We start from the raw sequence: 23,705 nt of genomic DNA on the forward strand, positions 1-23,705 counted from the left end.
GGTTGCGGGTACGCCGGTATACGGTGTCCGAGGGTATTCGGACGTTTGCTGGCAAACCCGTACCGGTCGGTCGGTGTCGCGAAATGTCCACTGCGCGTATGAATTGCCTGATTTGTTACCGCAGGTGAATGGGTATATCTGCGGGATCGAGGGGTTCACCGCGAAGTGCGGCGGTTGAGCGGACAACTGATTGTCCGGTGCTTGGCAAGTTCTCAGCACAGTGATTGCCTGATGCCTGCTCGGGACATGTCAGCGAACCTACGCTCGTCGATCGAGGGGAATTGTGATGACGGTTGGGCTCGGAGTGAGTATCGGCACGGTCAACACGGTGTGCGCCATCGATACTGCTGAGAGCGGCAAGAACGCGCGCGGCCGCAAGCGCGGCGAATCCGGTAGGCGCACACGGGCCTCCGGCCCGAGATCCGCGCTGCCGCAGCGCACGGCGCCGGGAACCTGGCGCACGACACTCACTTTCGACAGCAGCGGCGCCGCGCGAGTCGGCCGGATCCCGCGACACGGCCGCGCGGTGACCGATTTCGCCGATCTGACCGAGCGTGGACGCACCGCGCGCGTGCGTCATCGTTCGCTGTCCGCGGCCGATCTGGTGGCGACCGTGGCGCGCACCGTGGTCGCGGACGTCTCCGCCCACGTCGTGGCCACCGCCGACGCTCACAGCCCGGAAACCGCTGTCGCCGTGACACATCCGGTGAGTTACGACGGCGACCGGGTGCGCGAACTGCGCGATGCCCTCGACGCGATCGGGTTGTCCCATGCCGCCCTGGTGGCCGAACCGGTGGCGGCCGCGGCCTGGCTCGCGGTGGCGCACGGGCCGCTGATGCCGGGCTTGGCGCTGGTCTACGACCTCGGCGGATCCGGGCTGACCGTGACCCTGGTGCGCATCGGCGCCGGCACTCCGGCCCGGCCGGTGGTCGGAGAACCGTTGCGGTCCACCGCCTTCGGTGGCCGCGCCTTCGGCGCGAAGATGGCCACCCAGGACAACTGGCGCGCCGGTGAGTCGTCGGCGGCCGACTCCGCGATCACGGCACTGCGCACCGCGCACGTCCGTGAGTCGCTCGATGTGGTGTACGAATGCCTCGGACGAGCCCGCGTCACGATGGCCGATGTCGACTGTGTACTGGTCGTCGGCGGCGCCGCCCGTCCGCCCGAAGTCGCCGCGGTCCTGGCCTCGGCGCTGGCGCGGCCGGTGATCGTCGCCCCGGATCCGGAACGCACGATCGCCGAGGGCGCGGCCGTTCTCGCGCGCCGCGCCGCCGAATCGGCCCGGGAGAGCGAGGTCGCCGAGGCACCCGAACGGCCCGAGCCGCCGCGCGTGCTGCGGCGCCGGTTGACCCGGGTCGCGGTCACCATCGCGGTCGCGGCCGGCGGCGCGCTGTTCGCGGCGACGGCTGTGGTGGGAGACGAAGCGGGAGCGCAATCGATGGGCGCCGGAGTCGTGCACGTGCAGCACTGACGGCGTGCCGCGCGGACGGAGGCCGGCCCCGCGACTGCACATGCCCGCAGCGGTGCAGTCGCGGGGCGCGTCGGATGCCCGGCCGCGATGTCGCGAGGTAGGTGACATATCGCGTGCGTATGTGAGGTGATGTGAGCGCGGGTGAGATGTGCGGGCGCAGAGCGGGCCGGGCCGGCAACGCCTGCTCGACCCTGACTATCGGCTGATCCGTCGCTCGACGGCGCACGCGGGGTCCGGATCGCGATAGTTGTTGAGCACCACCGCGAGACATCCGAGGGCGATGACCGCACCGGCCGCGAACATCACCGGATAGCCGATGTGCAGCGCGTTGTGCAGCAGCGACAGCAGGGCCGGCGAACCGAATCCGAGGTAGCTCACCGAGTAGAACACCGCGGTCAGCCCGGCGAGATCGTCCGGCCGGGCGATCCGCTCGATCTCCTGCAGTCCGGCGACCATGCCGATGCCGAATCCGAATCCGAGGACGGCCGCGGTCGCGATGACCGCCCACAAGTGCAGGGTCGCGGCCGCGTACACCGACGCGGCCATGCCGGCGGTGGTCAGCGCCAGCGACAGCGCCGCGATTCGCGCGGTACCCGGCAGGTCGATCCGCCGCGCCACCGACTGGATCGCGAAACCGCATCCGAGCGTGATCACCGTTATCAGCGCGGAGAACGCGATCGGCGTCCCGGCGACGCGGTCGGCGGCCAGTGTCGGCAGGATCGCATACGCGGCCGCGGCGGAGGTGAACAGCCACAGCGCCAGCGGTAGTGCGATGCGGCGGAACCGCCGATGGCCCGCTGCCGGAACCCGCAGATCGTCGCGCAGCGGCTTGCGAACCGGTTGCGGCGCCACGGTTTCCGGTGCGCGCAGCACCCAGACGGCCGCGATCAGGCACAGCGCGACATTGATCAGATAGGCCAGGGTGGCAGGCCACGGCGCCCACTGTGCCAGCATGCCGGCCACTCCGGCGCCGATGGCGAAACCGCCGGTGAGGCTCATCGCCGAGCGTCGCGCCCCGGTGCCGGGGGCCGACGCGGGCCCGAACGGCGGCTGCGAGAGTTCCTTCAACCAGCTGCTGCCCACGGCCATCGCCAGCCCGAGGCCGACTCCGCACAGGACGCGTCCGATCGACAGCATCGGCACCACGCCGGAACCGAAGGCCAGCAGCGTCGATCCCACCGCGGTGATCAGGGGTGCGGGCCGCATGAGCCGCCGCCTGCCGTAGCGATCCGAGAGCGGTCCGCCGATCAGCAGCGCCGGCACGATGCCCAGCACGTACTCGAACAGCAGCAGATTCACGGTGGTGACCGGCAGGCCGTCGTTCTTGTACATCACCAGCAGCGGGGTGAATTCGTTTCCGCCCCAGGCGATCGCGAAGATCGCCGCGGCCACGCCCCACCAGACGCGAGGGGCGGTGGCGACGCGGGCCGGGCGGAAATCGACGGCGGCCGGTGCGGTCATCACAGTCCTCTCAGTTCGAGCTGGTGCACACCCGACAGATGGTCGGCGAGTGCGGTATCGAAGGCGGCGGTATCTCCGGCGGCGATCAGATCCGTCAGCCGCGCATGCTGTTCCACGATGCGGGCGGTATTCATCGGCGCGCGGTGCAGGGCGACGCTGTTCATCCGCCGCTGGCGTTCGCGCAGTGAGTCGTAGAACCCGGTGAGCAGCGGGTTGCCCGCGGCGACCACATAGCCGCGATGGAAGTCGGTGTCCTCGGTGGCGAAGCGCGCCAGCGCCTGCCCGTCGGAGGCATCGAGTTTCGCGACGAGTTCGCGCTGGCGGGTGAGCGATTCACGCAGCGTGTCGAGCAGCGGCGGGCGGTCGGCGGCGGTGAGGGCGCGCACCGCCGCGGTCTCCACGACATAGCGGGCATGGGCGACGTGCTCAGCCTCGTGCGAGGGGATCGGGACCACCAGCGCGCCGCGTTTGGGGTACAGCCGCATCCAGCCCTCGGTCTCCAGCCGCAGGAATGCCTCCCGGACCGGAGTGCGGGAGGTACCCAGATCGTTCGCGATCTCGCCCTCGCTGATCAGTTCTCCGCCGGGCAGCGCGCCGGTCAGAATGCGCTCCTTGATCTCCCGGTAGGCGCGCTCAGCCGCTGAATACGTCTTAGACACAAGTTGTAGCTTAGTCCGGACATGGGATGAATTGCCATGTGGGTGCGGACACGTCCGGCCTGCCCTCGCGGTGCGTGGTGGCGGCGTCGCGGCCGATGTGACGCCCCGCACAGTACTGCCCGGTAATGCTGTTTGGGTTGCCGCTGAGCTGGGAATACGGCCGATTATCGGTGGGGTTGCGCGATCGTGTCCGGCAGGGCCGGGCGCCGGTGTTGACCTCCGCCGCTATAGGTGTAACTATGGGAAACAGTTACCCATGCGAGAGGGAGAGGCTGTGACGAGGATGTCCGTTGCCGCGACGCCGGAAGTAGACCCTGTGGTCGCCGAGGCCATGGAATACGCCCAGAAGCTGCTCCTGCTGTCCGAGGGTTCGGTCAACAAGCACTTCGATCCGTTCACCGACATCGACTGGGACAACCCCGACTTCGCCGCGACCGCCGGCGAGAAGCGGTGGATCCTTCCGGAATCCGCCGACCCGCTGGGCCGCCACCCCTGGTACAAGGCGCTGTCGGACGAGCAGAAGATCGCCCTCGGCAAGTACCGTCAGGCCAACGTCGCCAAGGTCGGCCTGCAGTTCGAGTCGATCCTGATCAGCGGCATGGTCACGCACAACTTCAGCCTGCCCAACGGCTCGCCCGAGTTCCGGTACTGCTCCCACGAGATGATCGAGGAGCACAACCACACCCTGATGTTCCAGGAGATGGTCAACCGGATCGGCATCGACGTGCCGGGGATGGGCCCGCTGGTCCGCAAGCTCCGCTATTTCGCCGCGCCGGTCGCCGCCCGGTTCCCCAACCTGTTCTTCATGGCGGTCCTCGCCGGTGAGGAGCCGATCGACCACATCCAGAAGCAGATCCTGCGCTCCGACGAGGAAGTGCATCCGATCATGCGCGGAGTCATGGCGATCCACGTCGCCGAGGAGGCGCGCCACATCTCCTTCGCGCACGAATTCCTGAAGAAGCATGTGCCGGAGTCGAATCCGGCCGCGAAGTTCGTGCTGTCGCTGGCCATGCCGATCGTGATGTGGATTCTCGGCCGGTCCATCGCGACCCCGCCGAAGTCCTTCTTCAAGGAGTTCGACATCCCGGAGGACGTCCGCAAGGAACTGTTCTACGGCTCCGCCGAGGCGCAGCAGACCTTCGCCGACTACTTCATCGACGTGCGGGCGCTGGCCAAGGAACTGGGCCTGCTGAACCCGATCTCGAAGAAGGTCTGGAAGCTGCTGAAGATCGACGGTCCGGCCAGCCGGTACCGCTCCGAGCCGCAGCGCGCCAAGACTAAAGCCGCCTGAAGGGTAGCCATACAGTGCCGTATGTAGTCACCCAGTCGTGCTGCAGTGACGCCTCCTGCGTCTACGCATGCCCGGTCAACTGCATTCATCCGACGCCCGACGAACCGGACTTTCTGACGGCGGAGATGTTGTACGTCGATCCCGCGGCATGCGTGGACTGCGGGGCCTGTGCCACGGCCTGCCCGGTGGACGCCATCACCTCCTCGAAGAAGCTCACCGCGGAGCAGAAGCCGTTCATCGAGATCAACGCCGATTTCTATCGTCAGGCGCGCCCGCGTCCCCTGTTGGCCAAGCCGGTGCCCGCCGCCGAGGTCGACACCGACCGGGGCGCGATGCGCGTCGCGATCGTGGGTTCGGGCCCCTCGGCGATGTATGCCGCCGACGAGTTGCTCACCCAGCCGGACGTGACGGTGACGGTGTTCGACCGGCTGCCGGTGCCCTACGGCCTGGCCCGCCACGGTGTCGCACCCGATCACACCCGGACCCGGCAGGTGAGCCGGTTGTTCGATGTGATCTCCGCACAGCCCGGATTCGGGTCGTACCTGAATGTGGCGGTGGGCGACGATATCTCGCACGCCGAACTGCTGGACCACTTCGACGCGGTGATCTACGCCGTGGGCGCCTCCTCCGACCGCAAGCTCGGAATTCCCGGCGAGGGGCTGCCCGGCAGCCTGTCCGCGACCGAGTTCGTGGCGTGGTACAACGGCCATCCCGACTACGCGCAGCGCAGTTTCGATCTGACGCAGCGGCGGGCGGTGATCGTGGGCAACGGCAACGTCGCGCTCGACGTTGCCCGGATTCTGACCATGGATCCCGAACTGCTCGATGCCACCGAGGTGTCGCCGGCGGCGCTGGACGCCCTGCGGCACAGCAAGATCGAGGAAGTGGTGATCGTGGGTCGCCGCGGCCCGGCCGAATCCGCCTTCACCGTCCCCGAATTCGTGGGGCTGCTCGGCTCCGATCTCGACATCGTCGTGGAAGGTGAGGTGCCGGAGCCGACTCCGGACATGCCGCAGAAGGTCGAGCAGAAACTGAAGTTGCTGCGCAGTGTGGCCGACCGTCCGGTGGGCGCCCGCAAGCGCATCGTCTTCCGCTATCTGTCCTCGCCGGTGGCGCTGGTCGGTACCGACCGGGTGACCGGGATCGAGCTGGTGCGCAACGACCTCGTCACCGACGAGGCCGGAATCACCCGGGCCGTCGCGACGGAGGAGACCGAGACCTTGGACACCGCACTGGTTCTCGCCTCGGTGGGTTACCGCGGCGTGGCCGTGCCGGGGGTGCCGTTCGACGAGCGCGCCGGTGTCATTCCGAACGCCGACGGCCGGGTGCTCGAATCCGCCGACGGCGCGGTGGTCCCGGGAACCTACGTGACCGGCTGGATCAAGCGCGGCCCGACGGGCTTCATCGGCACCAACAAGTCCTGCGCACAGCAGACGGTGCGGCAGCTGGTCGACGACTTCAATGCCGGCCGCCTGCGCCGGCCCACCGCCGACGCCGCCGATTTCGATCGGCTGGTCCAGCGCCGCCGCCCCGATGCGGTGCGCGGTGGTTCCACGGCCCAGCCGTGGTGGAAGCGCAAGCTGCTCGCCCGCTCCTGAGCCGGACGTCTCGACCGACCGACCGCCCCGATCCGTACGGATCGGGGCGGTTGTCGTTTCGGCAACCATCCAGTCATTCGGCACGGCGCCTCGAATTCGGTCTCATGAATGTCATTGCCGCAATTCCATAGAAAACCGGTCGGTATTCCGTGGGATCAACTGTGAAATGGCCAGTTTTGCCAGCTATTCTCCTGCGGTAGCTGAATTCGGCCTTTCGATCTTGTCGCCTACCACGTCCTATCAGGTCTTATGAGGGATCGACCGGGGGTCGTGAAAGCTTTTCCGCCCATTCGGTTTCCGTGATCGAGACCGACCAGCTAACCTGTGTTCGCTATTTGGTAAACGACCGCGACCACATGGTTGAACCACTGGGGCCGTGGTCTCGGTGCGTTGACGGGATGGCAATGACGGTTGGCTTCGGCATGAGCATCGGCACAGTGAATTCCGTGTGGGCGGCAACTGCCGGTGATCGCGATCGTCCGGCGGTCCGCGTGCGCCGCACGGCGGTCACCGTCGACCGATCCGGCGCGGTGCGGGTCGGGGGAATGCCTCGATTCGCGCCGGTGGCCACGGATTTCGCCGATCTCACCCAGGCGCGCGAGCCGGTGTCGCTGGGCGGCCGGATCCGATCCTCCGCCGATCTGGTCGCCGCGGCGGCCACCTCCCTGATCGATGCCAGCGATCCGGAGGCCGGGCCGGTTCTCACCTATCCCGCGTGCTACACCGACCGGCAGGTCGCGGCGCTGCAGTACGCGCTGCATCGCCGTGGCGCCTTCGATGTGATTCTGATGCCCGAACCGGTGGCCGCGGTGGAATGGCTCGACGACGAATACGGCGTCACCGCAAGCAGTTCCACGCTCGTCTACGATCTCGGCGCCAACAGTCTGGACGTCGCGGTGGTCCGGACCGAGGCCGAATGGAATCAGCGCGGGGTGCTCGGCTCGGCGCTGCGATCGGACGCCTTCGGCGGCCGGCCGCTGGGCGCCGTCCTGGCGCGCTACGCACGGACGCTGGCTCCGGACGTGCCGGCCCCGGTGTCGAAGGTGGTGCCGGCCGAGGACACCCGTCGCCTGCGCACGTGGCATGTGCGCAATTCCCTTGGGGTGGTGCGTGATTGCCTGAAAAGTGCGCGGGTGACCATCGACGACGTCGATCGGGTCTTGCTGGTCGGCGGTGCCGCGCGGCCGGTCGAGGTCGCGGAGGTGCTGGCCGAACTCGGACCTCCCGTGATCGTCCCGCCGGATCCGGCGCATACGGTCGCCACCGGTGCCGCCATCGCCTCGGCCCGATTCGCCACGAGCAACAGCAATGTCGGGCGGTATGCCCGGGGTGCCGCGGTCGTGTCGTCCGCCGCGGTCGTCTCCGCACTCGCGATGTCGGCGGCGACCATGATCGGCGGTGGCCCGGTCGGTACCGACGGGCCGGTCATGGAATTCGCCCCCGCGCTGGCGGGTCCGGCGGAGGCGTTGCGCGAGCAGGTCGGCGAGCTGCCGCAGACGCCGGGATTCGGCGCGGGATTCGCGGCGCTGGCGGCCCGCGCCGACACTCTGATGGGCACCTCGCTGTCCGGTTTGCGCGGCTACGCCGGTGCGGCGCACGACTTTTCGCGCAGCATGACCGATCGGGTGGAGAACGCGCTGCACGACTACGGTGCCGTGACACCCTGCGTGCCGCCCCGGGCGAGGACCTACTCCGACCCGGCGCGTTTCACCAACCCCATGCCGTTCGTGAACTCGGGGGCGGCGGCGCTGCTGGCCGCCGGCGCCGCGGCCCGTGACCTGCCCGGCGCAGGACATCCCGGTCAGCCGGGATCCGGCGACCAGGGCACCCCACCCGGCGGCGGCTCGACACCCGGAGACTCGTCGAAGCCCGGGAATCCGGCGCCGAAACCCGCCGGCACACCGGACGGTTCGATCACGCCCGGTACGAACCCCGCCCCCGCCGGCGACGCGACCGCGACCACCGGAGCGACGCCCGGAGATTCGCACTCCGGTGAGGCCGCGTCCACTCCGGGATCGGGACACTCGAGCGGCACCGCGGACAGCGGTGCGAGCTCGGGCGCCGATTCGAACCCGGCCGGAGGTTCGAGTACATCGTCGAACGGCTCGGGTTCGACCAGCGCCGAATCGCATGGGGCGCACGGCGGCTCCGCGAACTCCGGCGGTACGCAGAACTCGGGCGCAGAGAACTCGGGCGCAGAGAACTCGGGCGCAGAGAACTCGGGCGCAGGGAACTCGGGTACTGAGAGCTCGGGGACCGAGAACTCGGGGACACAGAACTCTGATACGCAGAACTCGGGAGCCGCGAACTCGGGCGCGGCACACTCCGGTGACGCCACGAACTCCGACACCGGATCGAATCCGGGTGGTGCGGGAACGTCCGGCGACGGTACGAACTCGAACGGTACGGCGAACACGGGGGACCACGCGAAACCCGGTTCGCCGGCTCCCGGGGGTGGCGGCACCGATTCCGCGCCGGCCGCCGGCGCCCAATCCGGTCCCGGCACATCGTCTTCCGATACCGTCCCCGGCGCCGGAACGGCCCGCACTCCCGGGGGCGGCACGGCGACACCTCCCGGCGGCGCCACCCGCCCCGGCGCGACGAACCCCGCCCCGGCCGCCCCGTTCACCCCGGCGTCGTCGCGCCGAGCCACCCCGGCCTGGGTGCCACCCCCGGCGGTGGCTTCCACGGCGGACTGGGCGGTGGTGGGCTCGGTGGCGGTTTCCACGCGGGCGGTTTCGGTCACTGACACAGTTCGCCGAGCGGGTCCGGCCACCGATGCCGGGCCTGCGACTACGAGGCTGTGCGCTGCTCCAGGACGTCGAGATAGTGCCGGTTGGACATGATGCCGAGCAGATTGCCGAACGGGTCGATCACCGAGGCGGTGACGAAGCCCGGACCGCGTTCGGTGACAGGCTGGTGTTCGGCGGCACCGAGTTCCCGGAGCCGCCGCAAGGACGCGTCCAGGTCGTCCACGTGCCAGTACAGCAGCGCGCCGCCGGTCCGGTGTTCGGGGTCCGGGCAGTAGCGGCGGTCGATGATGCCGAGTTCCTGCCGGTAGTCGCCGATACGGAACTCGACATAGCCGGGCACTTCGAAATACGGTGCGGTATCAAGCAATTCGCTGTACCAGCGCTTGGCGGCGTCCAGGTCGTCGGCGTAGTAGGACACGGTCGTCATGCCTCGCAGCATCAATTTCTCCTCGGTCGTCGCGGTGTCTCATACGATCTTCGCGCGCAAAGTGCTCACCGAATGAGCACTTTGTTGGGCAGAATTGCCGTATGCGCGCCGACCGTCTGATTGCCACGCTGCTCCTGATGCAGGCGAGGGGCCGGGTGACCGCCGCCGAGGTCGCCCGGGAACTCGAGGTTTCCGTGGCGACCGCACGCCGCGACCTCGAGGCGCTGTCGTCGGCCGGGGTTCCGGTCTATCCGCAGCCGGGTCGCGGCGGGGGCTGGGCCCTGGTCGGCGGTGCCCGGACCGATCTCAGCGGAATGAAAGCCGACGAGGCGCGGGCGCTGTTCCTGCTGCTCGGCCCGGCCGCCTCGGGCTCGCCCGCCACCCGCTCGGCGCTGCGAAAACTGGTGCGGGCCTTGCCGGAGACGTTTCGCGAGGAGGCGTTGGCCGCCTCGGCGGCGACGCTGATCGATCCGGCCGGCTGGGGCCGGCAGCCGCATGCCGAACCAGCGGAGGTCGCGGTGTTGCAGCAGGCCGTCACCCGGCGACGACCCGTCCGCTTCCGCTACGGTTCCGCCGGTGGCGACCGTGTCGTCGAGCCGTGGGGCGTCGTCGACAAGGACGCGGTGTGGTACCTGATCGCCGGAACCGACCGAGGGCGCCGGACCTATCGGGTCGATCGCATGAGCGAGGTGACCGTCGAGGAGGGCGTCACCAGCGTCCCGGCGGATTTCGATCTGGCGCAGGCGTGGTCGGAGATCGTCGAACAGATGGAACAGCGCCGTGGCGACGTGTCGGCGATCGTGCACGCCGATGCCGGGATCGTGCCGGTCCTGCGTGATCGGCTGGGCCGGCACTGTGTCGAGGACGGTCCGGTCGACGACGGCCGGGTGCGGCTGCGGATCAGTGCCCACCTGCCGCGCGCGATCGCCGAACAGCTCGCCGGATTCGGGGGACGCCTCGAAGTCGTTGCCCCCGAATCGATTCGGCGTGAGCTGGCCGCGCTGGCGGCCGAACTCACCGCGATCTATCGCTGATCCGAGGCTCAGCGGGCGGTGAAACCACCGTCGACGGCGACCGCCGCGCCGGTGACGAAGCTCGCCTCGTCGGAGAGCAGGTAGGCGCACAGGGATGCGATCTCCTCCGCGCGGGCGATCCGGCCGAGCGGATGCAGCGCCGCGACCGCTGCCTCGCCTTCGGGTGTGGCGCCCATCGACGAGCGGAATGCGGGAGTATCCACCGCGCCCGAAACCAGGGCGTTGACCCGCACGCCCTCGGCGGCTGTCTCCAGCGCTACCGCGCGGGTCAGGCCGACCACGCCGTGTTTGGCCGCGACGTACGGAGCGACCGAGGCCATGCCGACCACGCCGAGGTTGGAGGCGTTGTTGAGAATCGCCCCGCCACCGGACGCCAGTAGCGCCGGGACCTGAGATCGCAGGCCGAAGTACACGCCGGTGAGGTTCAGTTCCAGATCCGCGCGCCAGCCGTTGTCGTCGATGTCCTGCACCGGGCCGAAGGAGTTGACCGCACCGGCGTTGTTGAATGCCGCGTCCAGCCTTCCGAATTCGTCGATCGCGGTGCGGGTGAGCCGCTCCACGTCCTCGGCCACGGTGACGTCGGTCGGCACGAAGACGGCTCGGCCGCCCTCGGAGCGAATGTCCGCGGCGATCCGGTCTCCGGCCTCCTTGCCGCGGGAGCCCAGCACCACCGCGGCGCCCTCGGCCGCCACGCGCCGGGCCACGGCCGCACCGACCCCGCTGCCGGCGCCGGTGATCAGCACGACCTTCGATTCGAACCGGTTGTCCACTGTCGTCTCCATTTCCGCTGTCGTTTCCATCTCCGTTGTCTGCCACGTGATCTCGTGGCAGATGCCAGTCAAGTCGCGCGGAGCCGGCGAAGCTGGCGGGATTCGGACCTGTAGTTGATGTGTCATGCAGTTACCGGACCGGCATACCGCCGGGTAACGGAGGCGGGACTGTCAGTGCAGATGCACGATCAGTGACAATGACTCGGTGAACAGTCCTCGACTGATTGCCCTGGATGTGGACGGGACCATCCTGCAGGCCGGCGCACCCATGAGCCCACGGGTGCGTGCGGCGGTGCGCGCCGCGGTCGATGCGGGAGCCCATGTGGTGATCACCACCGGCCGCACCCTGCTGGCCACCCGTCTCGTGATGGAGGAGCTGGGACTCGAGCAGGGCCAGGCGCTGTGCTCGAACGGCGCTGTGCACGTCGATATTTCGAATTGGGAGCCGCTGGCCGTGCACACCTTCGATCCGGAACCGGCGGTCGCGACGCTGCGGGCACTACTGCCCGATATGGTGCTGTCGGTGGAGAAGGTGGGCGTGGGCACCTGGGCCACCGGCTACTACCCCGGCAGTTTCCGGCTCGGTGAATTCCGCTTCGTCGACGATGCGGAGTTGAGCCTCGAACCCACGACGCGGTTGAACGGCTGGTGGCCCGGCGGCAGCCTCGACGAAATGATCGACGCCGTCGGCGAACTCGATCTCCCCGGCGCCGGCTGGGTGCACGGTGAGGACGAACCGTGGCTGGTCGCCTCCAAACAGGGGGTGTCCAAAGGCTGGGCGCTGGAACAGCTGCGCCTGGCCCTCGACATCCCGCTGGAGCAGACCCTGGCCATCGGCGACGGCTACAACGATATCGAAATGCTCACCTGGGCAGGACATTCCGTCGCCATGGGCAATGCGGTGCCCCCGGTCCACGAGCTCGCCGACGAAACGACCGCCGATATCAGCGAGGACGGGGCTGCCCTGGTGCTGGAGCGCTGGTTCGGGGGATGAGCCTCGGTGTCCGACGCCGCGCGACCGACGCGAGGCCGGGCCGGATCAGGCCGAGAGCTCGAAGGACAGCCGCCCGGCGGCGTGGTAACGGTCGAGCGCGACTTCCGTGAGAAGCCGGTGCGGCCCGATCGGAAGTGCGTGCACCAGGCCGGGTTCGGCGTCGGTCAGCCGATCGATGAGCAATCCCGGGGCGAGGAACCACGGGGCGACCATCACCCGGCGGGCGCCCCGGCCGCGCAGCTCCGACACCGCTCGGGCCGGCGACGGCTGCGTGGTCGCGAAGCAGATCGCGGACCGCCAGCGGGTGCCGTGCGTGAGCGCCGTCGCGACCTCGGCCGTGATCCGGTTGGCGGCCGCGGACGAGGACCCGACGGCGGCGACCGCGATACCCAGGCCGGCATCGTCGCGATCGGCGCCCGCGTCGAGCGCTCGATCGCGCAACGCCGCCACGAGCCGTGCGTCGGTTCCGAGCACATCGGCCTGTGTGATCCGCAGCAACGGATGCCGGTTGCGGGCGGCCGCCAGCATGCCGGGCAGGTCCACCCGGGCGTGAAACGCGCTGCCCAGCAGCAACGGAACGACGATGGCTTCGGTATGTCCCTGTGCCGCAACGGCATCGATGACCTGTTCCACCGAGGGGGTGTTCAGATCCAGGAATGCCAGTCGTACGTCGACATCCGGACGTCGGGCGGCGATCTCGGCGACCACGGCCGACATCGTCGCCGCGGACCGCGGATCACGGCTCCCGTGTGCGACCGCGATGAAGGCCGGGGCGCCGGAGGGCATCACGTGCGCGGCGAACGGCCTCCGTGCCCGCTCCCCGTTCCCGAATGCCTCACCGGCCGAACTCATCTCAGGTACCGACCTCGACCGAGGTCAGCACGTCGCCCACCAGGCCGGCGGCCAGGGTGTTACCGCCCGCCGGATCGATGAGCAGGAAGCTGCCGGTGTAGCGGTTGACCCGGTAGTCGTCGGCCGCGATCGGCTCCGCGACACGCACCGAGATGCGGCCGATATCGTTGAGCGCCAGCGATTCCGGATCCGGATCGGCGGCCAGGTTCTGCTCGTCGAACCGCTCGATCAGCGCGCCGACGATGGCCTGCGTGGTCCGGGTGCCGTGCTTGAGCAGCAGGCGGGCGCCGGACCGCAACGGCTTGTCGCCGAGCCAGCAGACGGTGGCGTCGAACGAATCGATCGGCTCGGGTGCGTCCGCGGCCGCGACGATGGTGTCGCCCCGCGAGATGTCGACCTCATCGGTGAGCAGCAGGGTCACACTGCGACCCGGCTGGGCGGAGGGCAGTTCGCCGTCGGCGGTGTCGATGCGGTCGACCGTGGTCCGGATGCCGGAGGGCAGCACCACGACCTCGTCGCCCTTGGCCACCACGCCCGCGGCGACCTGCCCCGCATATCCGCGATAGTCCGGATACTCCGCCGTCCGCGGGCGGATCACGTACTGGACGGGGAAGCGCAACCCCACCTGATGGCGGCCGGTGCTGTCGGCATCGACCGGCACCGACTCCAGGTGTTCGATCAGCGAGGGACCGTCGTAAAACGGAGTTTTGTCCGACCGCGACGCGATGTTGTCGCCGTGCAGCGCCGACACCGGAATCTCCACCACGTCCTCGGCGGCCCAGCCGAGTTTGGCCGTCAGCTCGGTGAACTCGGCCACGATCTGCTCGAACACGGCCTCGGCATCGTCCACCAGATCGATCTTGTTCACCGCCAGCACCAGTTTCGGCACACCCAGCAGTGCCATCACCGCGGCGTGGCGCCGGGTCTGCTCGATGACACCCTTACGGGCGTCGACCAGCAGGATCACCAGCTGCGCGGTCGACGCGCCCGAGACGGTGTTGCGGGTGTACTGCACGTGGCCCGGGGTGTCGGCGAGCACGAAGGACCGCTTCGGCGTCGCGAAGTACCGGTAGGCCACATCGATCGTGATGCCCTGTTCGCGTTCGGCACGCAGCCCGTCGACCAGCAGCGAGAGATCGGGGGTGGCCAGACCCTTGTCGACCGAGGCCCGGGTGACGGCGTCGATCTGGTCGGCCAGCACCGATTTCGTGTCGTAGAGCAGGCGTCCGACCAGTGTGGACTTGCCGTCGTCGACACTGCCGGCGGTGGCCAGTCTCAGTAGGTCGGACATCAGAAATAACCCTCTCGCTTGCGGTCTTCCATGGCGGCCTCGGAGACGCGGTCGTCACCGCGGGTCGCGCCCCGTTCGGTGAGTCGCGACGCGGCGACCTCGGCAAGGATGTCGTCGTTGGTCGCGGCATCGGAAAGTATTGCGCCGGTGGTGGATCCGTCACCGACGGTGCGGTAGCGCACCGACTTGACGACCAGCTCCTCACCCTCGCGCGGACCACCCCAGGAACCGGGGGTCATCCACATGCCGTCGCGCTGGTACACGGGCCGCTCGTGCGCGTAGTAGATGGTCGCGAGTTCGACGTTCTCACGCGCGATGTAGCGCCAGATGTCGAGTTCGGTCCAGTTGCTCAGCGGGAATACCCGCACGTGCTCACCGGGCGCGTGCCGGCCGTTGTACAGGTTCCACAGCTCCGGGCGCTGCCGCTTCGGGTCCCAGCGGCCGAACGCGTCGCGCAGCGAGAAGATCCGCTCCTTGGCCCGCGAACGTTCCTCGTCGCGCCGGCCGCCACCGAAGACCGCGTCGAAGCGATTCTCGGTGATGGCGTCCAGCAGCGGCACGGTCTGCAGCGGGTTGCGGATACCGTCGGGCCGTTCGGTGAGCCGGCCGTCGGCGAGGTACTCCTCGACGCTGGCGACGTGCAGCCGCAGCCCGTACTTCTCGACCACACGGTCGCGGAAGGCCAGCACCTCGTCGAGGTTGTGGCCGGTGTCCACGTGCAGCAGCGAGAACGGCAGCGGCGCGGGCCAGAATGCCTTGAGCGCCAAGTGCAGCAGGACCGTCGAGTCCTTACCGCCGGAGAACAGGATCACCGGCCGCTCGAATTCGCCCGCCACCTCACGGAAAATGTGGATGGCTTCGCTCTCGAGGGCGGCAAGCGTATCGAATTGTGTATCGGTCACCGTCGAAGTCATGAGGCGTGCAACCCGCATTCGGTCTTGGCGAGGCCGGCCCAACGGCCGCTTCGCGGATCGGATCCCGGTTCCGGCTTCCGCGTGCACGGAGCGCAACCGATGGACGGATATCCCTCCTCGACGAGAGGGTTGACGAGAATGCCGTGCTGGTCGATATACGCGGCCATCTCGTCGTCGGACCAGGCGGCGATCGGGTTGATCTTCACCAGGCCGAAGCCCTCGTCGAAGGAGATCAGGGGCGCGTTGGCCCGGGTCGGGGCCTCCACGCGCCGGATGCCGGTCACCCACGCGTTGTAGGGAGCCAGCGATTTCTTCAGCGGCACCACCTTGCGCAGCCGGCAGCATTCACCGGCGTCGCGGGCGAACAGATCCTTGCCGAGCAGCCGATCCTGTTCGGCGACAGTGTGTTCGGGCTGCACGTTCACGATGTTCACGCCGTACACGGTCTCGACCGCGTCCCGGGTGCCGATGGTCTCGGCGAAGTGGTAGCCGGTGTCGAGGAACAGGATGTCGACGCCGGGCCGTATCTGCGCGGCGAGCTGCACCAGCACCGCGTCCTGCATATTCGAGGCGACGATGTAGCCGGAACCGAAGGTGTCCTCGGTCCACTGCAGCAGTTCGGTCGCCGAGGCGTGCGGGCCCAGCTGCGCCGCGCCGTCCTCGGCGATCGTGCGCAGCTCGGCTTCGCTCAGCTTGTCCAAAGTGGTTGCCATACTGGATCTCCCGTTACCGAAGGTCGGCCTCGTCGGCGCGGACAGCCCATTGCGCGAACCGCTCACCGTCGTTGCGGTTCTTGACGAAATTGCGGACGACACGCTCGATGTAGTCGCCGAGCTCCTCGCTGGTCACCTTGTGCTGGCGCAGTTTGCGGCCGAAGGCGGCGTCGAGCCCGAGGGTGCCGCCCAGATGAACCTGGTAGCCCTCGACCTGATTCCCGTTGCCGTCGTCGACCAGCTGGCCCTTGAAGCCGATATCCGCGATCTGCGAGCGGCCGCAGGAGTTGGGGCAGCCGTTGATGTTGATCGTGACCGGCACATCGAGTTGCGCGTTGATGTCGGCCAGGCGCTGATCGAGTTCGGGCGCGAGCACCTGCGAACGCTTGCGCGTCTCCACGAACGACAACTTGCAGAACTCGATACCGCTGCAGGCCAGCAGGTTTCGCCGCCAGGCGGACGGGCGGGCCTGCAGTCCCAGCGGTTCCAGCTCGGCGATCAGTTCCTCGACCTTGTCGTCGGGAACATCGAGCACCACGAGCTTCTGGTACGGGGTGAATCGGATCCGATCGGAGCCGATCCGCTCGACCGCGTCGGCGACCTTGGTCAGGATCGTGCCGGAGACGCGGCCCGCGATGGGGGAGAAGCCGATCGCGTTGAGCCCGTTGCGCAGCTTCTGCACACCCACATGGTCGATCGGGCGGGTGGGCTTCTCCGGCGCCGGGCCGTCGATGAGCTTGCGCTGCAGGTACTTGGTTTCGAGAACTTCTCTGAACTTCTCGACGCCCCAGTCCTTGATCAGGAACTTCAACCGCGCCTTGGTCCGCAGGCGGCGGTAGCCGTAATCGCGGAACAGTGAGACAACCGCCTCCCACACATCGGGCACCTCCTCGAGCGGCACCCACGCGCCGACGCGCTGAGCGAGCATCGGGTTGGTGGACAGGCCGCCGCCGACCCACAGATCGAAACCGGGGCCGTGCTCGGGATGTTCGACGCCGATGAAGGCCACGTCGTTGATCTCGTGGACCACATCCTGCTGGCCGGAGATCGCGGTCTTGAACTTGCGGGGGAGGTTCGAGTACTCCTTCTTGCCGATGTAGCGGCGGGTGATCTCCTCGACCGCCCAGCTGCCGTCGATGATCTCGTTCAGCGACTCACCGGCCAGCGGGGAACCGAGCACGACGCGCGGGCAGTCGCCGCAGGCCTCGGTGGTCTGCAATCCGACCGCCTCGATACGCCGCCAGATCTCCGGGACGTTCTCGATCTCGATCCAGTGGTACTGCAGATTCTCGCGATCGGACAGATCCGCGGTGTCGCGGCCGAACTCCGTGGAGATCTGACCGAGGGTGCGTACCTGCTCGACATTGAGCGCGCCGCCGTCGCAGCGGATGCGCATCATGAAGTACTTGGCTTCGAGCAGATCGATGTTCTCGTCACCGGTCCAGGTGCCGTCGTAGCCCTGCTCACGCTGGGTGTAGAGGCCCCACCAGCGGAAGCGGCCGCGCAGATCGCCCTTGTCGATCGAGTCGAATCCGCCCTTGGCGTAGATGTTCTCGATGCGCGCGCGGACGTTGAGCGGATTGTCGTCCTTCTTGCTCTGCTCGTTCGCGTTCAACGGCTCCCGGTAACCGAGGGCCCACTGGCCCTCGGACTTGCGGCGGACCGGCTTCCCGGTGCGTTCGCGCGGCCCGGAGGTCTCCGGACGGGGCCGGGCACGACGCTCACGGGCGAGGCGTTCACGTTCGGCGCGAACGGACTCGGGGGTGGGACCGGCGTCGGTACTCGACGTCATAGGGTCGCTCCTGAAGAAGATGGATCAGGCCTTGCGGCAGGCGGAGGGGCTGGCTCGCGCCTTCGGTGTTCAGCGAATCGGACCGATGGGCATCGCGACGGATGCCGGGAATCGGGAGAGGGGAGGCCGAGCTACCGGAGGCGATCCGGCAGACAACTGGCACTGCAGACACGCTTGAAGTCGACATGGCGGCGCGCCACGAGTCGTACTCCAAGTCCGGTCATGACAGTTATTGTGCCATGTCAGATGGGTCTTTCCGACGGGTGGGTCATATTCTCCGCAAAAAAGCGGGAAATTCCCTGGACGGCCGTCCTAATTTGTGAGATGCGTCATAGAACAAGCGGATTCGCCGCATGCCGTACCGGCGGGTCCGTTCGGTGGGGCGCCGAGCGGGTAGTTCAGGGCAGTACGACGAGCTTTCCGGTCGCCTCGTCGTTCTCCATCCGGCGGTGGGCCGCGGCGATGTCGTCCAGCGCGAAAACCCGGTCGATATTCGGATACAGAACACCCGCTTCGACGCTGTCGACGAGGCGCTGCAACACGGCCGTGCTGCCGGCGCACTCGTCGCTGTGGAAGGCGGTGAGCCCGGTGCCGGACGGGATCATCGCGATCGGCTCGAAGTCCGAAATCAGCCATCCACTGAGCGAGCCCGCCACACAGACCGTGCCGCCGCGGCGAACCAGACGAAGCGAATCCACCGCCGTGCGCGCCCCGACCAGATCCAGGACGTAGTCGGGGCCCTCGGGCCAGATCGCGTGCACGGCCCCGGCAAGGGATCCGCCGGCGTCGGCCAGGACGTGATCGGCGCCGGCCGCGATCAGTGCCGGCACCTTCGCGGGCTGCCGGGTCGTGGTCGCGGTGTCGATACCCTCGGCGGTCGCGAGGGAGATCGCGGCCATGCCCACCGACGAGGTTCCGCCGCGAATCAGCAGCCGTGCCTGCCGTCCCGCGGACAGCACGCCCGAGGCCGCCAGCGCACCGTGCGCGGTCAGATACGTTTCGGGCAGTGCGGCCAGGACGTGCCATGGCAATGTGGTGCGGATCGGCATCAGCAGCGCGTTCGGCAGCACCGCGAATTCCGCGTATCCGCCGTCGAATTCGCGTCCCATTCCGCCCATCACCGCCGCGACCGTCGTCCCCTCCGGCAGGCCGGGATCGGTCGAGGCCACCACCTCGCCCACGCATTCGATACCGAGTACGCGCGGGAACCTCACCGTCGGCGAATGGCCCTGCCGGGTCCGTAACTCCGAGCGGTTCACCCCCGCCCCGCGCACCCGCACCAGGCTCCATCCCGGCCTGACCCGGGGAATCGGCAGCTCTGCGATCTCCAGCACCTCCGGCCCGCCCGCCCGCACACAGACCGCCGCACGCATCGTCGTCTCGCTCATGCGCTCACTGTCGTGGATCACCCAGCCGGCCGACCACCGATAGAATGCCACGTCATGCCCGTTCGCCGCCACGCCGCCGAGACGGCTCCGACGTCGCGCCTGTGGCCGTCCGGGGGTGTTCACCAGTGGGCTTCGGGAGCGTCGAGTTCGGTCCACGCCCATGCGCGCGGACATCTGGTGTACGCCGCCCGCGGCGTGCTGTCGGTGCACACCGATCGGGGGACGTCGATCGTGCCGGCCAACCGGATCGGCTGGACCCCAGCCGGATTCACGCATCAGCACCGCGCGCACGGACGCACCGACATGCGGATCGTCTTTCTCCCCGCGGCGCCGGCCCGGCTGCTACCGGATCGCCCCGCGGTATTCGGGGCCACCGATCTGGCCCGCGAGGTCTTCCTCAGTCTCACCGGTTCCCGCGACCACGACCGCGGCGCGCGTGCCCGGCTGCACCGCGTTCTCGTCGACGAACTCCGGGAAGCCCACGAGCAGCCGCTGCAACTGCCGCAACCTCGTGACGACCGATTGCAGGCCCTCGCGCGGATCCTGTACGACAACCCCGCCGACACCAGCGCGCTGGCCGACCTCGGCCGGGCGGTCGGCGCGGGTGCGCGCACGCTGAGCCGTCTCTTCCACGACGAACTCGGTATGACCTTCTACGAATGGCGCACCCAGCTGCGCATCTCGCACGCACTCGTGCTGCTCGCCGAGGGCCACGACGCCACATATACCGCGCACGCCTGCGGGTGGGCGAACCCGAGCGGTTTCATCGCGGCGTTCACCGAGATCGTCGGCACCACCCCCGGTAGATACGCCCGCTCGCATCGGACCCATCGTGGGCAACCGGCGCCGGACGCGGTCGACTGACCGGTGTGCCGCCGGTCACTGGGCCGCACCGGGCACACTGGTGGGGTGACCGCATCCGCTCCCGAACAGACCACCGCCGCGCCGACGCTGCGCGATTTCGGCGGCGGGCCGTTCGGGATCTACGTGCACGTCCCGTTCTGTGCGACGCGCTGCGGTTACTGCGATTTCAACACCTACACGGCGGGCGAGCTGGGTTCCAGCGCCTCGCCGGAGTCGTGGCTCGAGGCCCTGCGCGGGGAATTGGCCACGGCGGCAGCGGCTTTCGCGGAACTGCCGAGCGCGCAACCGCCGGTCTCGACGGTATTCGTCGGCGGCGGCACCCCGTCTCTGCTGGGTGGCGACGGCCTGGCCGACGTCCTCGCCGCCATCCGTGCCGAGTTCCCCCTCACCGCCGATGCGGAGGTGACCACGGAATCCAACCCGGAATCCACCTCACCGCGGTTCTTCGAGCGCATCCGGGCCGCCGGATACACCCGAGTCTCGCTCGGCATGCAATCGGCCGCGAGCCACGTCCTGCGCGTCCTGGACCGCACCCACACTCCCGGCCGCGCCGTGGCCGCCGCTCGCGAGGCGCGAGCCGCCGGTTTCGACCACGTCAATCTCGACCTGATCTACGGCACGCCCGGCGAATCCGATGCCGACCTCGACACCAGCCTCGACGCGGTCCTCTCCGCCGGCGTCGACCACGTCTCCGCCTACTCCCTGATCGTCGAGGACGGCACCGCCATGGCCCGCAAGGTCCGCCGCGGCGAACTCCCCGCACCCGACGAAGACACCCTCGCCGCCCGCTACGAACGCATCGACGCCCGCCTCGCCGCCGCCGGCTTCGACTGGTACGAGGTATCGAACTGGGCCACAACGCCTTCCGCCCGCTGCCGGCACAACCTCGGCTACTGGGACGGCGGCGACTGGCTCGGTGCCGGCCCCGGCGCGCACAGCCACCTCGGCGGCGTGCGCTGGTGGAACGTCAAGCACCCGGGCCGCTACGCCGAGCGCATCGCCTCCGGCGCCGGACTACCCGCCGCCGGATGGGAGGCACTGACCGACGTGGAGCAGTACACCGAACGGGTGATGCTGCGCGTGCGCTTGCGTTCCGGACTTCCGGTCGAGGAATTGGCCGCCGAGGGCCGTGCGGCACTCGAGAGTGTGGTCGCCGAGGGACTGGCCCGGGTGGCCGATGATCGGCTCGTCTTGACCGATCGAGGGCGCCTGCTCGCCGATGGAGTGGTTCGCGATCTGCTGAGCTGAAGTCGCGGTCTCCCGGGTGATGCGACGGCAGGTACGCAGCGTTTCCGAATGATCCTGCGGCACAGAGCTTATCGGCCGCCGAGCGATGCGGTCCCGATCCGCCTCGTGACAGCACATCGGCCGTGATCGCCGACGTGCCCGAGCTGCCATGCTTTCGCAGTTCCGGCAACTCGTTACCTTTGCACACCACTGGTTCGGCCGGTACCGTCTAACGAGCTTGACGGGGGCGGGTGAGCCGGTCCGGCCCCGAGCGATGCGGCACCGGCAGACGTGAGGGGCGAGATGGTCAGCTGGGGGAAGGCGGCGCGGGGGATTGCGCTCGGTGTGGGTGTCGTTGCGGTGGTAGCTGGGTGCAATTCGGGCGGGGAGTCGAAGGGGAATGCCGCAGACTCGTCCGCTAAGTCCACGCTCGCGCCGGATGTGCCCACGGGCTTCGACGCTTGCAAGGATGTCCCTCAGTCGATTCTGCAGACCGAGCATTTGAAGAACCCGAATCCGGATGTTCAGGATGGCGCCGGCGGAATCAAATGGCGTGGCTGTGGATGGGTTCAAGCCGGTGGGGACGGCTATTCGGTGACGATCGATACCAGCAACATCACGTTGCCGATGGTGCGGGCGAACAAGGATTTCGCAGTCGACAAAGAACTGACCATCGCCGGTCGGCCGGCCCTGACCTCGCACGTGAACGGGCAGGATGCCCAAGCGGACTGCGTAATCAATGTCGAGGTGAAAGGCGGCAGTCTCGAAATCAGCGTCGAGAACCCGCCTTCCGCGCGCGACACTGCCGGTCAGCATGCCTGCGATATCGCGCAGCGACTGGCGGAAGGAATCATTCCGGCCGTTCCGTCCAGCCTGTAGCGCTCGTAGCGACAGGTGCTTGTGATTCGAAAGAATACGGGGAGGAGCACAAACCATGGGTGCTGATACCACGCCGTCGCCCGGCCTGTTGACGAGTTCGTTGACGGAGGCTCAAAACGGAAACTTGTCGGTGAGCTTCGGGGACTCGATACGCGTCAGCGCCGACGAATTCGTGTATATCGAGCGGGATTGTATCGCGTTCAAAGAAGAGATTCGGGCCCTTCAGCGGCTCGCTCAGAATATCTCGCGTCGTGAAAAGTGGGGTCTCGGTGAGTTCACTGAGGGCTTGGAATCGTCCAAGGTGCTGGTTGGGTGGTTTCGCGGTAAGGCAAAAATTGTCGACGCATCGAAGGATACGTCGAACAACGTCTGGGACATTCTGGAGCAGCACTATCAAATAGTCGATCAACTTCAGCAGTTGCATCATGTGATCGCCCAGAAGTACGTGGAAACCGACCAGGAATTCGCCGCCGAATACAACGCGCTGATGGCGAACGCTCCCGCAAGCCCCATCGGGAAGGTGCAAATACAACCCGGCGTCGTTCCCCAGAGCCCAGCGGTGGGAGCCCCGTAATGGCCACGGGCAACGAAAACCCCAGGATCACCAACGGCGGGGAGAACCCCGACAGCTGGACCCATCAGAAGATCTACGACTCCTTCGTCGGGCTGAACACGACCGAGGCGAACCACGGGTGCGGTGAATACGAGGAGATCGCCCGGCGGTGGAATTCGGCGGCGGAGTTGTTCGCGGCCCGCATTCACAATTCCAGTTCGGCGGCGTGGGAGGGGCCGGCGGCGACGTCGACGCGCGACGCGATCAACAGATATGCGCAACGGGCGCTGGATCTGGTGACACCGTTGAATCAACTCGCGCAACGGGTTTCGTCGACGGTCGACGGTGTGGACAAGACGAGAACCATCGTGGACAAACCGCCGGCGCACGCGTCGGGGTGGAATCCGACGAGTTGGCAGATGCTGGGTATGCACGGTCCCAGTTCGCCGTCGGTCCGGGGCGATTGTGAGAACGCTGCCCGGGAGGCCATGCGGGATCACTATGTGAAGCAGTTCGTGGCCGCGGACGGGCAGATCCCGGTTCTGCCGGTACCGGACAATCCGGCCGATCCGCTGTACAAACCGCCGGGGACGTCTGTCGCTCCGCCTCCGACGGGTCCCGGGCCCGGCCCTGGCCCCGGCCCGGGACCCGGAACTCCCGGTCCCGGGCAGCCGGGAAGTCCGACCGACAACACGCCGTCGACGAATCCGTCGTCCACTGTTCCGTCGGCGACGACGCCCTCCGGTCTCGGTTCGCCGGCGAATTCTCCGACCA

The 23,705-nt window shown here is 68.2% G+C and carries 22 protein-coding genes; 11 read left to right on the forward strand and 11 right to left on the reverse strand.

What is annotated here, in order from left to right; genetic code table 11:
- Nucleotides 1-286 precede the first annotated feature (286 nt).
- Entirely contained in the window at nucleotides 287-1,471 is a 1,185-nt protein-coding gene (locus ON23_RS07450) for an Hsp70 family protein (protein WP_176569429.1), read from the forward strand.
- 195 nt (nucleotides 1,472-1,666) lie between these two features.
- Here the strand turns inward: ON23_RS07450 and ON23_RS07455 are convergent, their stop codons facing one another.
- On the reverse strand, nucleotides 1,667-2,932 hold the full coding sequence (locus ON23_RS07455; RefSeq protein ID WP_051042190.1) for an MFS transporter: 1,266 nt from the start codon (nucleotides 2,930-2,932) through the stop codon (nucleotides 1,667-1,669).
- Nucleotides 2,932-3,591, reverse strand: a complete 660-nt coding sequence (locus ON23_RS07460; RefSeq protein ID WP_039777107.1) for a GntR family transcriptional regulator — start codon at nucleotides 3,589-3,591, stop codon at nucleotides 2,932-2,934. The genes ON23_RS07455 and ON23_RS07460 overlap by 1 nt, the downstream gene beginning before the upstream one ends.
- 283 nt (nucleotides 3,592-3,874) lie before the next feature.
- On the opposite strand from ON23_RS07460, the gene ON23_RS07465 reads away from it, so the two are divergent.
- The 3 genes from ON23_RS07465 (at nucleotide 3,875) to ON23_RS35825 (ending at nucleotide 9,326) form a co-directional block, all read left to right on the forward strand.
- A complete protein-coding gene (locus ON23_RS07465) occupies nucleotides 3,875-4,882 on the forward strand; it encodes an AurF N-oxygenase family protein (protein WP_086006852.1) in 1,008 nt (335 codons plus the stop codon).
- A 14-nt stretch (nucleotides 4,883-4,896) separates the two neighbouring features.
- Nucleotides 4,897-6,480, forward strand: a complete 1,584-nt coding sequence (locus ON23_RS07470) for an FAD-dependent oxidoreductase (protein WP_039777109.1) — start codon at nucleotides 4,897-4,899, stop codon at nucleotides 6,478-6,480.
- 422 nt (nucleotides 6,481-6,902) lie between these two features.
- Entirely contained in the window at nucleotides 6,903-9,326 is a 2,424-nt protein-coding gene (locus ON23_RS35825) for an Hsp70 family protein (protein ID WP_051042194.1), read from the forward strand.
- Here the strand turns inward: ON23_RS35825 and ON23_RS07480 are convergent.
- The gene (locus tag ON23_RS07480) at nucleotides 9,274-9,672 is read right to left on the reverse strand and encodes a VOC family protein (RefSeq protein WP_039777110.1); all 399 of its coding nucleotides are present in this window, start codon (nucleotides 9,670-9,672) and stop codon (nucleotides 9,274-9,276) included. The two genes, ON23_RS35825 and ON23_RS07480, sit on opposite strands and share 53 nt — an antisense overlap.
- An 89-nt stretch (nucleotides 9,673-9,761) precedes the next feature.
- Between ON23_RS07480 and ON23_RS07485 the strand changes: the two genes are divergently transcribed.
- Nucleotides 9,762-10,694 carry a helix-turn-helix transcriptional regulator gene (locus tag ON23_RS07485; protein ID WP_039777111.1) on the forward strand — a complete coding sequence of 311 codons (933 nt, stop codon included), beginning with the start codon at nucleotides 9,762-9,764 and terminating at the stop codon, nucleotides 10,692-10,694.
- 8 nt (nucleotides 10,695-10,702) lie between these two features.
- Here ON23_RS07485 and ON23_RS07490 read toward each other — a convergent pair whose 3' ends face one another.
- Nucleotides 10,703-11,494 (reverse strand): SDR family NAD(P)-dependent oxidoreductase, encoded by a 792-nt coding sequence (locus ON23_RS07490; RefSeq protein WP_223273183.1) that lies wholly within the window; start codon nucleotides 11,492-11,494, stop codon nucleotides 10,703-10,705.
- A 175-nt stretch (nucleotides 11,495-11,669) separates the two neighbouring features.
- On the opposite strand from ON23_RS07490, the gene ON23_RS07495 reads away from it, so the two are divergent.
- Complete coding sequence (locus ON23_RS07495) at nucleotides 11,670-12,458, forward strand: HAD family hydrolase (protein ID WP_039777113.1); 789 nt, start codon at nucleotides 11,670-11,672, stop codon at nucleotides 12,456-12,458.
- Between the two features lie 45 nt (nucleotides 12,459-12,503).
- Here ON23_RS07495 and ON23_RS07500 read toward each other — a convergent pair whose 3' ends face one another.
- From ON23_RS07500 to ON23_RS07525, 7 genes are all read right to left on the reverse strand, one after another.
- A complete protein-coding gene (locus tag ON23_RS07500) occupies nucleotides 12,504-13,244 on the reverse strand; it encodes a sirohydrochlorin chelatase (RefSeq protein WP_039777135.1) in 741 nt (246 codons plus the stop codon).
- Nucleotides 13,245-13,311: 67 nt separating this feature from the next.
- Nucleotides 13,312-14,601 carry a sulfate adenylyltransferase subunit 1 gene (locus ON23_RS07505; RefSeq protein ID WP_039777114.1) on the reverse strand — a complete coding sequence of 430 codons (1,290 nt, stop codon included), beginning with the start codon at nucleotides 14,599-14,601 and terminating at the stop codon, nucleotides 13,312-13,314.
- On the reverse strand, nucleotides 14,601-15,533 hold the full coding sequence (gene cysD / locus ON23_RS07510) for a sulfate adenylyltransferase subunit CysD (protein WP_086006854.1): 933 nt from the start codon (nucleotides 15,531-15,533) through the stop codon (nucleotides 14,601-14,603). The genes ON23_RS07505 and cysD overlap by 1 nt, the downstream gene beginning before the upstream one ends.
- Nucleotides 15,512-16,228: a phosphoadenylyl-sulfate reductase gene (locus ON23_RS07515; RefSeq protein WP_039777116.1), complete on the reverse strand. Its 717-nt coding sequence runs from the start codon at nucleotides 16,226-16,228 to the stop codon at nucleotides 15,512-15,514. Before ON23_RS07515 ends, cysD begins: the two co-directional genes overlap by 22 nt.
- A gap of 13 nt (nucleotides 16,229-16,241) precedes the next feature.
- Nucleotides 16,242-18,020, reverse strand: a complete 1,779-nt coding sequence (locus ON23_RS07520; protein ID WP_039777117.1) for a nitrite/sulfite reductase — start codon at nucleotides 18,018-18,020, stop codon at nucleotides 16,242-16,244.
- 131 nt (nucleotides 18,021-18,151) lie between these two features.
- On the reverse strand, nucleotides 18,152-18,244 hold the full coding sequence (locus ON23_RS39770; RefSeq protein WP_368854180.1) for an Ms4527A family Cys-rich leader peptide: 93 nt from the start codon (nucleotides 18,242-18,244) through the stop codon (nucleotides 18,152-18,154).
- Nucleotides 18,245-18,418: 174 nt separating this feature from the next.
- Nucleotides 18,419-19,408 carry a zinc-binding dehydrogenase gene (locus tag ON23_RS07525; protein WP_039777136.1) on the reverse strand — a complete coding sequence of 330 codons (990 nt, stop codon included), beginning with the start codon at nucleotides 19,406-19,408 and terminating at the stop codon, nucleotides 18,419-18,421.
- Nucleotides 19,409-19,462: 54 nt separating this feature from the next.
- Here ON23_RS07525 and ON23_RS07530 point away from each other — a divergent pair, with 54 nt between their 5' ends.
- The 5 genes from ON23_RS07530 to ON23_RS07550 all read left to right on the forward strand — a co-directional run.
- On the forward strand, nucleotides 19,463-20,272 hold the full coding sequence (locus ON23_RS07530) for an AraC family transcriptional regulator (RefSeq protein WP_083903761.1): 810 nt from the start codon (nucleotides 19,463-19,465) through the stop codon (nucleotides 20,270-20,272).
- Between the two features lie 45 nt (nucleotides 20,273-20,317).
- Nucleotides 20,318-21,520, forward strand: coding sequence for a radical SAM family heme chaperone HemW (gene hemW, locus ON23_RS07535; RefSeq protein ID WP_039777118.1), 1,203 nt, complete (start codon nucleotides 20,318-20,320; stop codon nucleotides 21,518-21,520).
- Nucleotides 21,521-21,802: 282 nt separating this feature from the next.
- Nucleotides 21,803-22,378 carry a DUF3558 domain-containing protein gene (locus ON23_RS07540; RefSeq protein WP_039777119.1) on the forward strand — a complete coding sequence of 192 codons (576 nt, stop codon included), beginning with the start codon at nucleotides 21,803-21,805 and terminating at the stop codon, nucleotides 22,376-22,378.
- A 55-nt stretch (nucleotides 22,379-22,433) separates the two neighbouring features.
- Nucleotides 22,434-22,952 (forward strand): hypothetical protein, encoded by a 519-nt coding sequence (locus tag ON23_RS07545; RefSeq protein ID WP_039777120.1) that lies wholly within the window; start codon nucleotides 22,434-22,436, stop codon nucleotides 22,950-22,952.
- A partial coding sequence (locus tag ON23_RS07550) for a WXG100 family type VII secretion target (RefSeq protein WP_039777121.1) occupies nucleotides 22,952-23,705 on the forward strand: 754 nt, incomplete at its 3' end. The genes ON23_RS07545 and ON23_RS07550, both read left to right, overlap by 1 nt.

Source organism: Nocardia cerradoensis NBRC 101014, from assembly GCF_000308535.1.
In the GTDB taxonomy this organism is placed as follows: Bacteria; Actinomycetota; Actinomycetes; order Mycobacteriales; family Mycobacteriaceae; genus Nocardia; species Nocardia cerradoensis.